The 11,786-nt window shown below is 46.4% G+C and carries 12 protein-coding genes; 11 read left to right on the top strand and 1 reads right to left on the bottom strand.

Annotated features, from left to right (window positions below; translation table 11 throughout):
* Positions 1-46 precede the first annotated feature (46 nt).
* Positions 47-463: a hypothetical protein gene (locus tag DTQ70_RS15295; RefSeq protein ID WP_122931612.1), complete on the top strand. Its 417-nt coding sequence runs from the start codon at positions 47-49 to the stop codon at positions 461-463.
* 36 nt (positions 464-499) lie between these two features.
* Here the strand turns inward: DTQ70_RS15295 and DTQ70_RS15290 are convergent, their stop codons facing one another.
* Positions 500-1,648 (bottom strand): glycosyltransferase, encoded by a 1,149-nt coding sequence (locus DTQ70_RS15290; RefSeq protein WP_122931611.1) that lies wholly within the window; start codon positions 1,646-1,648, stop codon positions 500-502.
* Between the two features lie 86 nt (positions 1,649-1,734).
* Between DTQ70_RS15290 and DTQ70_RS15285 the strand changes: the two genes are divergently transcribed.
* The 10 genes from DTQ70_RS15285 (at position 1,735) to DTQ70_RS15240 (ending at position 11,779) form a co-directional block, all read left to right on the top strand.
* Positions 1,735-2,499 carry a DUF2490 domain-containing protein gene (locus DTQ70_RS15285; RefSeq protein ID WP_122931610.1) on the top strand — a complete coding sequence of 255 codons (765 nt, stop codon included), beginning with the start codon at positions 1,735-1,737 and terminating at the stop codon, positions 2,497-2,499.
* An 83-nt stretch (positions 2,500-2,582) separates the two neighbouring features.
* Positions 2,583-3,131, top strand: coding sequence for a hypothetical protein (locus DTQ70_RS15280; RefSeq protein WP_122931609.1), 549 nt, complete (start codon positions 2,583-2,585; stop codon positions 3,129-3,131).
* Positions 3,132-3,226: 95 nt separating this feature from the next.
* Entirely contained in the window at positions 3,227-3,451 is a 225-nt protein-coding gene (locus DTQ70_RS15275; protein ID WP_122931608.1) for a hypothetical protein, read from the top strand.
* 159 nt (positions 3,452-3,610) lie between these two features.
* Positions 3,611-4,714, top strand: coding sequence for a hypothetical protein (locus DTQ70_RS15270; RefSeq protein WP_122931607.1), 1,104 nt, complete (start codon positions 3,611-3,613; stop codon positions 4,712-4,714).
* 60 nt (positions 4,715-4,774) lie between these two features.
* Complete coding sequence (locus DTQ70_RS15265; RefSeq protein ID WP_122931606.1) at positions 4,775-5,668, top strand: hypothetical protein; 894 nt, start codon at positions 4,775-4,777, stop codon at positions 5,666-5,668.
* A gap of 8 nt (positions 5,669-5,676) precedes the next feature.
* Positions 5,677-7,224, top strand: coding sequence for a phosphatase PAP2 family protein (locus tag DTQ70_RS15260; RefSeq protein WP_122934424.1), 1,548 nt, complete (start codon positions 5,677-5,679; stop codon positions 7,222-7,224).
* 83 nt (positions 7,225-7,307) lie between these two features.
* Complete coding sequence (locus DTQ70_RS15255; RefSeq protein WP_164490056.1) at positions 7,308-7,751, top strand: SgcJ/EcaC family oxidoreductase; 444 nt, start codon at positions 7,308-7,310, stop codon at positions 7,749-7,751.
* A 22-nt stretch (positions 7,752-7,773) separates the two neighbouring features.
* Positions 7,774-8,322, top strand: coding sequence for a hypothetical protein (locus tag DTQ70_RS15250; protein WP_164490055.1), 549 nt, complete (start codon positions 7,774-7,776; stop codon positions 8,320-8,322).
* 96 nt (positions 8,323-8,418) lie between these two features.
* Positions 8,419-8,976: a carboxymuconolactone decarboxylase family protein gene (locus tag DTQ70_RS15245; protein WP_122931603.1), complete on the top strand. Its 558-nt coding sequence runs from the start codon at positions 8,419-8,421 to the stop codon at positions 8,974-8,976.
* 31 nt (positions 8,977-9,007) lie between these two features.
* The gene (locus tag DTQ70_RS15240) at positions 9,008-11,779 is read left to right on the top strand and encodes a TonB-dependent receptor (RefSeq protein WP_122931602.1); all 2,772 of its coding nucleotides are present in this window, start codon (positions 9,008-9,010) and stop codon (positions 11,777-11,779) included.
* Positions 11,780-11,786: the final 7 nt, after the last annotated feature.

Genomic DNA, 11,786 nt, shown 5'->3' with positions numbered 1-11,786 from the left:
GTAGCTCCAAAAAGGGTTAATTTTGAGGCTTTATTTACCAAGAAAAATGAAAAAAGACATCGATTTTACCCCCGTTGCGGGTGTTGTGGTGACCATTGCCCGCCGTACCAACGAACTAAACGAAGCCGAGTGGGGCGTGTATTTGATCAATCAGAATGAAACGATCATCACCAACGTTTTTGTGACTTCCAGAGGGTATTCGGGCGATGATGCTAAATCGAAAGCCGACCAAGAACGAACCTCTACCTTACGCCACTTTTTTACTGAAATCGGGGCGGGGCAGTGGGTTCAAGTAGAAACCATCATGCCCGACGTGTTTCACCTCAACAACGAGTATTGGGTAAGTTTTTACGTCGGCAGTAAGATTTTTGACAAAAAATTTATCTTCGTTCCCGATAGCATCGTAGAAGAAAACCTCCAGCCAATTGCTGAATTGGGACTCGACGGGGTGTTGCACGTATAAAACTTTCGGGAAGCTCGAAGCTTCCCGAAAGTTGGCTCATTTTCGACGAATTTTCTCAAATTCCTTGGCCAAATTCCCCGCCACAATGTTGATGTCGTAAAGCTCCCATACCATCTTTTTTGCGTTTTGGGCTAGTATTTGGCCATATTTAGGGTTTTGGAGCATTGTTCTTAATCCCTCGTAAACATCTTCGACGGTAAGTGGGGCTTCGTGGGCGGCATTGTATTTTGCCACTGTCCCGTCAAACCCAATGCGGTCTGAAACGAGTGATGGCACGCCCGCCGTCATGGCTTCGAGGGCGGCAATAGAAAAGCCTTCGGAGTAGGAGGGAAGCGTAAAAATATCGGCATCGGCCAAAGCTGCTTTTTTGGCTTCACCCGTCAGCATCCCTACCATAATCATTTTATCCTGCAATTGATGTTCGGCAATAAAACGCTCCGTTTCAGCTTGGTAGCCGTCGTCGGGGCCTGCCAAAATCAGTAAAGCATCGTCATGTTTTTCGGTATATTTTTTAAACGCAGGTAACAACAAATCCAAGCCTTTTTTGATGTTCAAGCGTCCCATAAACAAAACCAGTTTTTTATCAGTGGGCAAGTTAAATTGGCTTCGGAATGTCCCTTTTGGAGGCAATTGTGCCAATTCATCCAACTGCATACCGTTGGGGATAATAGCTACGTTGGGATGCTGAAAACCTAAAAATTGGCGCAAGTCGTTGAGCTCGTCGTGGTTGTTGATTTGAATCAATTGCGCTTTTTTCAAAAAACGTTTTTGGAACAGGATTCCAAACAACTTCTTTTTCCAATAACCGTGATTTATCGCCCATTTGTCGAGCAAGCCGTGGATGGTAATGGCTTTGGGGGTATTGTTTTTAAACAAAAACGGCGCAACACTTCCAAAGTGCCAAATTCCGTGGCAATGCACCACGTCGTATTCGTGAATGTGTTGTCGAAGATAATCCCACGCTTCGAGCGAGAATTCGGGAAAAAAGCGGCTTATGGGCGTAGTGCGCTTGCACACGATGACGCGAGCACCTTCGGGGGCAGGATACACCTTGTCGCCTGGTGTAATCGGGCTCAAAATATCAACTTCGTGCCCTAGCTTGAGCACCACCGTGGTATGGTCGTAAATGATTCGGGCGGGGCCACCGATGGCCCAGGTATAAGCGCAAATATTCAAGATTCTCATGGGGGCAAAGATACAAACGAATCGCGGAGTTTTTTGGCACGCTCTTTGTGAAGGGGTTTCTATACCATTTTAAGACCCATTATTTGATGAAAAAGCTACTTCTAGTGTTAGGGTGTGCATTGAGCATTGCTACTCAAGCCCAAGATTTAATGTTGTACGGAATTTCGCCCAGTTATTCCCAAGCAGGGAAATTTACCAAAAAGCTAGGGTACAATATAAACGCCTCTTCGGTGATGAACGCCTTTAGCCAAACCGTCGATGGAAAACGTTTTCCAAGTGGGCATACGCACCTTGTTTTACACGGATTGGCAACTTATCAGCTTTCAAAACCGCTAACGATTGCCGCTGGATACGCCTTTGGGAGACACAATATTTTTGGACTCCGTGAAAATGAACACCGCTTAATTGCACAAGCTACTTACCAACACAAACTTGGTAATTTTATCATCACCCACCGTGGTCGCTACGAGTGGCGGCAACCCACTAACTTACAGACCCGTATCACTTCTCAGGCGTCCATTGGTCGTTATCAAGTATGGGCAACCTTGCCTTTGTACGATCCCAAAAAAGAAAAACAAGGCTTTTTCTTGTCGGCCTCTAACGAAGCATTTTTATACTTTAAAGGAGCGACAAACGGCCCAGTGAGCTCACGCAATGGATCGTTGGTTTCGGAAAACTGGATGCACCTCGGCGGAGGATATAATTTTGGACTTACTCGGGCAGAATTGGGATATTGTTTTCAAGCTTTGGTACGTAATAAAGCCCAAGACTACCGTTTGTTTAATTTGCTACAACTTAATATTTACCACACAATTAATTGGAATGATATTCAATATTGGTGGTATTTGTGAGAAGTTAGGCACGAAAATTGTTGTTGTTTGTATGATAGTATTTTAAAGTTTTCAATACCTTTGGGGTAAAATTTCATTATTCCTTGAAAAAATTAACTGCAATCGGTCTCTTACTACTGCTGCTCTACAATATGTTTGGGCTGACAGTGACCGTTTTGCTTTTTGACAAGGATTTTAGAACAGCATCGCCGACCGCCGAAAACGACGAGTGGCAAACCCTCAAAATGCACCTGCCGACGCTTCCTTACAATACAACCTGGGAAAATGCGGAAGGGCAAGAAGGATTAATTAGACACGGGGATGAGTTTTATAACGTGACCGAACAACGTCACGAAAATGATACCTTGTACGTAACCATGAAAACCAACCAAACAGCGCGTGATCGCTTTTTTGAGTTGGCCGACCAAATTCAAGAGATGACTGACCAAACGGCGCAGTCGCCCGATAGCCCAATGGGGAAAGCGGTGAAGCTCTTGTCCGATTTATTGAAAGTTTATCTTCCCACTTCTATCATGGAATGGCCTGCTGCTCAGGTGGTTAAAGCTTTAAGCCAAGAAAACTACGCCACTCCTACGCATTCTTTACTTCAAGCTGTCTTATTGCTTCATTGTCCGCCTCCAGAGCAAGTTTAATGAAATTTGTGGGTGAAGACTGCCCTAAGGGTAGCTCATTCAAATAGGCTATTTATCGCCTATTGACAACCATTTTTCATTAACCCAAGCTCATAATGAAGACACTTATAGGGGTACTATTACTATTGGCTACGGCTCTGCTTACCTGTAGAGATACGCAAGCAGCTAAAAAGTGGTCTAGTAAAAGCGCGCAATTATGTACTCGTCCGAACGAAGTTCGTACGTTTAGCCTTTCAACAACCAGTGAAGCATCGGTAAAAGACATACCGCCAGTGGGGTGTGCTTTGCCAATGGCGCAGCTAGAAAAGGTAGTACAGTAATGCTCCTGTAACAAATTCATCTATGTTAATGCTGGGTTGAAAACAAATCATTTTCAACAACCCCTTTCGTAAGCTGACGAAAGCCCATCGTTATTGAGCAAATTGCTTTCTGACGTAGCTTTTCGTTTTTACACGGAAGCCTAAGATTATCATAACCAGATGAAAAAAATTATATACTCTCTAATCGGTTTATTTTTAGCCAATGAAAGCTTCTCGCAAGGTTGCGTAGCGGTTCGTCACATGAGTTGTACTGCGGCAAATGCAGCAACTTCTTCAGAGTTTTTTCAACAAAAAAATGGACAGTGGCAGGTAAGTATGGGCTACCGCTATTTTCGGTCATTCCGTCACTATAAAGGCGATGCTGAGCAACACGAACGCTTGGAACAAAATACCGAAGTAATCAATCTTTCCCATGCCCTAGATTTAGGGATTAGCTACCAGCCCAGTGCGCGGTTGTCGTTTGGTATCAATTTACCTATTCAATACAACGACCGCTCGTCGCTTTATGAGCATTATGGTAATGCGGTTTCGGCCAATCCTGACCAAAAACGTTTTCATACGTATTCGCAAGGCATTGGCGACATGCGCCTGACGGCTAGTTATTGGATGCTCAATCCTTATAAATTACCGAAATTTAATTTTGCCTTGGGCGCTGGACTTAAACTTCCTACTGGAAACCCAGGCGTGACGGGCGATTTTCATAAATTAAACAAAGAAAAACAAGACTACGTTATCAATAAGCCCGTTGACCAGTCGATTCAATTGGGCGACGGCGGTGTAGGATTCAGCCTCGAACTACAAGGGTATGCCCAGCTTACTAAAACGACTACTGCTTATTTTAATGGCTATTATTTGTTCAATCCTAAAGAAACCAACAACGTATTACGTAGCCCAGAAGCAACGACCATCGACTTAGTAACGGGATACTTTTCGGTAGCTGACCAATTTGCGGGCCGTGTTGGCATCAGCCAATCCATTGGGAAAGGACTTTCGGTAATGTTGGGCGGACGGGTAGAAGGCGTACCAGCCATTGATGCCATCGGTGGAAGCAAAGGATTCCGTCGTCCTGGCTATATCGTTTCGGTTGAACCAGGGGTTGCTTACATGAAAGGTAAATTTTCGGCAGCCGTTAACGTTCCTTATGCACTTTATCGCAACCGCACCAAGAGTTATTCTGACCGCCTTGATCCGCTTGGTGTACGCCACGGCGATGCGGCCTTTGCTGATTACTCGGTGTCGGTAAATTTAACGCGTTGGTTCTAACGTATAGATAAAGCGTTATCTTTTTTGATGAATTACAATTACATAACAATAGATTATCGAATGAAAAAGTTGCCTCTTTTATCGACGATAGCAGCTATTTGCTTCTCATTGTCGTCCATGGCTCAAATGCCCAACGACGCGATTTACATGTCGAAAGGCCAAGTGTGTGTAGCTACCATGTACACCAATAGTTCTTGGAAAGAATATTGGGAAAATACCCTCAAGCGCGAAAACCTCAACATTGGGACACATACCACGCAGAGCGTGATGGTGATGCCTGCCATTGGTATTACTAACCGCCTAAACGTGATGTTGGCTTTGCCTTATGTTTGGACACAAACATCGGCTGGTAACTTAATGGGGCAGAAAGGTTTACAAGATTTGTCGGGCTGGCTTAAGTGGAAAGCTGTTGATGTGAAAGGATTCTCCTTAAATGGTTTAATTGGAGCTTCAATTCCAGTAAGCAAGTATGTTCCCGATTTTCTACCTATGTCGATTGGGCTTCAGTGCCGTACGGTGTCAGCGCGTATTTTGCCTAGTTTTCAGCACAAATCAGGTGCGTATGTGACGGGGCATTGGACGTACTCATGGCGCAGCAATATTTACGTGGATCGTGATGCGTATCAGGCCGATGACCGTGTCTATAATACCAACGAAGTGAGTGTTCCTAATGCCACGGATTGGGGCGCAAGGGTAGGGATTTTGAAAAGAAAATGGCAAACGGAAGTATTTGTAGAAAACTTTTCTTGTGTAAACGGGGATAACATTCGCCGTAATGACATGCCTTTCCCAACTAATAAAATGGAGGCAACTACTGTGGGCTGGTACGGAAAACTTCAGCCCAAGGCTTTGGGTATGAATGCCCGCGTAAGCTACGTAACCAACGGCCTCAACATGGGACAAAGTACGAGCATAATGGTAGGGGTATTGTATTTGTTTAATTTCAAAAAGTAATAATGGCCATGAAAAAATATTTTCCATATTTGAAGTATAGCGGCATTACGTTGGCAATTTTAGTAGGTGTGTTTGCCTGCGACAAAACCATCGAAGAACCACAACGAGTAGGCTATGCACCTGCCAGTGTCGATGAAAAAGCAGGGGCGTGGAAAACCTATTTGTTAGCTTCTGCTGAGGAAATCAGTGTACCTGCACCTACGGCCGTGACGTCGTCGGATTATGTGGCGGAATTAAGCGCTTTGAAAGGTTTGGCCAGTAACCTGAGCCAAGAGCAAAAAGAAGCCGTGGTGTATTGGGGAGCTGGAGCGGTGTATCGTTGGAACGAAATCGCCCGTGAGTTAGCGGCGCGTTATAACATTCCGCCAGCGTCTAATGCCGACGGAAAATACCCTGTGCCTGATGCGGCAAATCCATTGGCTGACCCTAAGTTTCCGTTTGCTAACCCGCCTTATACGTCGCGTGCATTGGCGTATTTGTCAGTAGCTCAGTACGATGCGTTGGTGTCGGCGTGGAATTTTAAGTACAAATTTAAGCGCTCTGCTCCCTCAAAAGTGGATGCAAGTATTCCCGCAGCGTTGCCCGTATCGGCTTTGCCAAGTTACCCTTCCGAAGATGCGGTGGTGGCGGCGGCTTCGGTGACGATTTTAAAGGCGATGTTTCCTGGTGAAGTACCCTATTTGGATGCAAAATTAAAGGAACATTTGGCAAGTCGTCAGTGGGCAGGAATGAACGTTACCTCTGATTTGACAGCAGGCACCAACCTCGGCAATGCCGTAGCGGCCAAAGTAATGGGTCGTGCTAGAACCGACGGAATGGGTGCTGCCAACAACCAGGCACTGACCGCAGGTATGATTGAAGCGGCCAAAAGCCGTGGTATCAAAGAGCCGTGGGTAAGCCAAGAAGCGCCTGCTCGTCCGCCGATGTTGCCTAACTTCGGAGCAGTACAAACGTGGAATTTTGACCGTAAAACGTTGGAGCAAATTCGTCCAGTAATGCCGTACGTGGTAGGTTCGGCAGAATGGCAGAAAGAGTTGGATGAGTTGAAGAGCATCCAAAACAAACAAACGCGCGAACAAGCGCGCATCGCCAACTATTGGGCCGACGGAGCAGGTAGCTACACGCCGCCAGGTCACTGGCACCGTGCCGCTGCCAATGCAGCGCACGAGGCTAAGTTTAGCGAAATCAAAATGGCGCGTACTTTAGCTTTGGTCGGAACGGCCGAAATGGACGCGGGTATTGCCTGTTGGGAAACAAAATATTATTACTATACGCCTCGTCCTCAGCAGTTTGGCCTAAAAACCTCAGTGGGATTACCTAATTTCCCATCTTACACGTCGGGGCACTCTACGTTTTCGGCGGCAGCGGCTACGGTATTGGCATATATTTTCCCAGACCAAGCAGAGAAATTTAACGCCCAAGCCAAAGAAGCATCTGAATCTCGCATTTATGGATTGATTCACTACCGTATCGACTGTGAGTTAGGTTTGGTACACGGTCGTAAAATCGGTGAGTATGCGATTGCTCGCGGAAAAGCCGACGGTTCTGGCTTATAAAGACTTATTTAACGCTCTATGAAAAACTCACCTTATTACTCATTTTAAAAACTCGCTTGATGAAGCGATGTCATAAAAAACCAATGAAACTAATCGTTACTTTACTTTTGACGGTAGCTAGTTACACGTTTGTAGCAGCCCAAACCACACCTTCAGAAATTTCACAATTATTGACCAACTGGCACAATGGCTTGGTAAAAGGAGACTTAGACGGAGTAAACGCAATGTATGCGAGCGACGCAGTCTTTTTTCCGACTTTTATCAATAGTGCCAATACCCCCGAAGCGCGTAAAGCATTCTTGACAACCTTGATTGCCAAAAAGCCCGTAGCTGCTGTTAACAATGACCAACGGATTCGCATTTTTGGGGATGTAGCTACAAGCTCAGGAACGTGGATGTTTGACGTGAATGCCGCCGACGGTAGCCGCGAAAAAAAGCCCGTCCGTTATTTATTTGTATATGAAAAAAGAGGCGGAAAATGGCTCATTATCGAACAACACGTTTCGGCCTTTCCTGAGAAAAAATAACTAAAAACAAGGCACTAACAAAGTGAAAAGGTTCGTCTCTATACTACTTTTTGGGCTCTTGCTCTACAACATGGTAGGCTACTCGGTAGTCTATTGGTTGGGGGGCAATGTGGCGCTTGAAGTACAAAAAGACGAACCTCTTTCTGCTGTACAAGAAGGCGATTTTGTCACCGTAAAAGTGCCCGTTTCGCTGCCGTATCAAACCGATTGGACCGCTCCCGAACCTGTTCAGGGTACCATACAAGCTGGTAACGAATTTTACGAAATGGTGGAGCAAATCATGCTCAATGATACACTTTTTATCAAATGTAAACCCAACCGTGACGCCCGCGCCAATTTTGAGGCGTTGTCAGAACACATTGATCAACACATTAAAAACCAGACTACTGAACTTCCAAAACCGTCAAAGTCTTGGGCTGGGCAGTGGCTAAAAGAATACGTATCGTTTCAACGTTTACACGTATTTTACGTCGTAGAATGGCTGACCGACTCCACACCGTTAGAAAACAACACTTCTTCTCTTATGACTCGCGCTTTGCGAGTTGTTTCTCCTCCCCCCGAGTTGGCTTGATTTTTAGCTTTTATTGGTTTTGCTCGTTTCCCTTTGCCCTTTGTAGGGTATTGGGTGGAGTATTGACTATTTCCTGAAAATCAATGACATTAACTCATGCCACATATTCCTCTTCCTGAGCATTTGCCTGGTATTACAGGGCTGCTCGAATACCGTTTGGACACGGCGCTGCCGATTCGTGACCTTACGCAGATTTTGCTGCGCGGAGACTCTACTCTGACGCAAGGCGAACGCGAGCTGATTGCGACGTTGGTTTCTTCCCGAAACTGCACTAATTTTTGCGAGGCTGCCCATACCAAAGCTGCTGATTTGCTGCTGGGCGAATCGGAAACGGCGCGTTTGGTAAAGCAAGATTTTGAAACCGCTCCCGTGAGCGACAAAATGAAAGCTTTGCTGAACATCGCCGCCTTGACGCAACAAAGCGGAAAATCCGTAACTGCCGAAGCGGTTGAACGCGCTCGCTTGGCGGGGGCTACCGACCTTGAAATTCACGACACGGTGTTGATTGCGGCTTTGTTTTGCCTTTACAACAAGTACGTGGATGGGCTCGCAACGGTCGCGCCATCTGATCCAGCATTCTATCAAACGTTGGGTGAACGGATTGTGGGACGTGGTTATACCCGTCCACCAGGTGGTTTTGTGGCGCCTAAATAATGTACCCTCTTTGTCAAAATCGTTAAATTCAATGAAAAAATATATATCATTTTTAGTCTTTCTGAGCTGTCTCGGATTGACTACCAATTTATTATTGGCCCAGCAAACGCGCCTGACAGGCACAATCACTGACCCCGAAAATCAGCAGCCGTTGGTGGGAGTGTCGGTAGCGGTGAAAGGCAAAGTAATCGGGACGGTGACCGACGCCAAAGGGCGTTTTGAATTGGCTACGGCCACGCCAGCCACCTTGGTGATTTCGATGGTAGGCTACGAACGTCAAGAAGTAGTGGTGAAAGAAAATCAGCCCTTGGCGATTGCCCTAAAATCGGACGTGGCTGAGCTAAATCAAGTGATTGTGTCGGCCTCACGGGTGGAAGAAAGCAGTTTAAGAACGCCCGTAACCATTGAAAAAATGGAAGCCCGCGCCATTCAACAAGCCCCTGCGGCCACGGCCTTCGAAGCCCTGAACAGCCTAAAAGGTGTGGACATGGTCACTAGTGGACTCACGCTACGCCAAGTGAATACCCGTGGTTTTAACAACATCGGAAATAGTCGTTTTTTACAGCTTACCGACGGCGTCGATAACCAATCGGCGGGTTTGGGTTTTGCAGCGGGTAGCTTTTTCGGGGTTTCGGACCTAGATGTGGAGTCGATTGAGCTAATTCCTGGAGCGGCGTCGGCGCTGTACGGCCCGACGGCGTTTAATGGTTTGTTGATGACAAAAACCAAAAGTCCGTTTGATTTTCAAGGACTTACGGTGCAACAAAAAGTAGGAATCAACCACGTCAATGACCCCAACGGAGGAGGAGCGAAGCCATTTTCTGAAACGGCAATTCGTTATGCCAAAGCCTTTAACAACCGTTTCGCGTTTAAATTGAATGCTTCGTACATCAAAGGAACTGATTGGTACGCAACGGATTATAGCGACATTGACCCCAATACACCCGTTGAAAATAGAGGTGTTAATAACCCAGGAAAAAACGGGCTAAACGTTTACGGAGACGAAGTAGCTTCGACCTTACCAGGCATCGGGCGCGTATCTCGTACGGGTTATTTGGAAAAAGACGTAACCACTTACGATGTGTATAGCCTCAAAGCCAATGCCGCGCTTCACTACCGCATTTCGGAAAAAATTGAGGCCATTTATCAAATCAACGTCAACCAAGGCACGGCCAATTACACCAGTAGTAGCCGTAATATGTTGCGCGATTTCCGTTTTACGCAACAGCGTTTGGAGTTGAAAGGAGCTAACTTCTTTATTCGAGCTTATTCGGTGGCTGAAAACTCCCAAAATGCGTACAATACTCGCTCGTTGGGGCAGTTTATCAACCGTACTTGGGTAAAAGATTTGAGCGGAAACGTGGTGCCCATCGGGAAAGCAGATGCCACTTGGTTTGAGCGTTATGGAGCGGCCTACAACGGGAAAGTCAACGGGATTACTTCCCAAAACCACACGGCGGCACGGGCATTTGCCGATGAAGGCAGAATTTTGCCAGGAACACCTGCTTTTGACGCGGCCAAAGATAAGTACAGCCACTTGTACGGTTTGGAAGGCGCAGGTGTATTGAGTTTGTGCAAAATGTACCACGTAGAAGGTTTGTACGATTTTACGCCGCACTTTGAGTGGGTGAGTATCCAAGCAGGTGGGAACTTGCGCTATTACGACATGAATACCAATGGTACATTGTTTGACGACAAAGTAAATAAGGTGCGGGTCAAAGAATACGGTGCGTTTGTGCAAGCTTCGAAAACGCTTTTTGAAGATAAGTTAAAGTTGACTGTTTCAGGTCGTTACGATAAAAACCAAAGTTTTGCGGGTAACTTTACTCCCCGCGCTTCGGCTGTTTTTTCACCCAATACCAACCACAATTTTCGGGTAAGTTACCAGACGGGTTTTCGTAACCCAACGGTCGTTGACCAATATATTAAACTGAACGTCGGTCCATTGATTTTGTTGGGCGGTGCGCCTTCTAACTCGGCAGGACTCAACGCCTACGAAAACTCCTTCACGGCAGCTTCGGTGGGCGCTTTTGGAGCGGCTTTTGGACAGGAAACAGCGGCAGGTACACCGTTTGCTCAGGCCGTTGCGAAGCACAAAGACAAACTGGTAAAGTCGAATGTTCCTTACATTCGCCCTGAGCAAATGCAGGCGTTTGAAATTGGTTATAAAGGTGTGATTAACAATCGTTTGTTGTTTGATGTAAGCTATTATCACGGAAAATATACCAACTTCCTGATTAACCAAGTGGTGATTCGTCCCAACTCAGCGTCGGTGTTGTCGGCCGATGGAAGCATTAATCCTGCCGCAGCCCAAGAAATTTTGAGCACTACTACGCGTCAAACGTTCCAATTATATACCAATGCCGCTGATAAAGTATCGACCGATGGGGCCAGCGGGGGAGTGACGGTGTTGTTGGACAGAGGCTATCGCTTGGCCGCCAATGCCACCTGGGCGCAGTTCAATATTTTGGATGCCAACCCCAACAACGTTCCAGCTTTCAACACTCCCAAGTGGAAAACCAACGTCACGTTTAGCAATGCTCGCTTGACCGATAAAGTTGGTTTTAGCGTAGCGTGGCATTGGCAAGACGCCTTTTTGTGGTACGGTACTTTCACCGAAAACCGCCCAGGGCCTGTACCCGCCTACAGTTTGATTGACGCGCAGGTTTCGTACAAATTGACGAAGCTAAAAACGATGCTCAAGTTGGGCGCTTCTAACTTGGGGAACAACTACGTGGTGCAGGCGTTTGGTTCGCCAGCGGTAGGGGGCTTGTATTACGTGAGTTTGACGTTAGCCCCCTAACCCCCAA

This window comes from Runella sp. SP2 (genome assembly GCF_003711225.1).
Classification (GTDB): domain Bacteria; phylum Bacteroidota; class Bacteroidia; order Cytophagales; family Spirosomataceae; genus Runella.
Note: the sequence above shows the minus strand (reverse complement) of the source record. Positions and strands in the feature narration are given on the sequence as shown.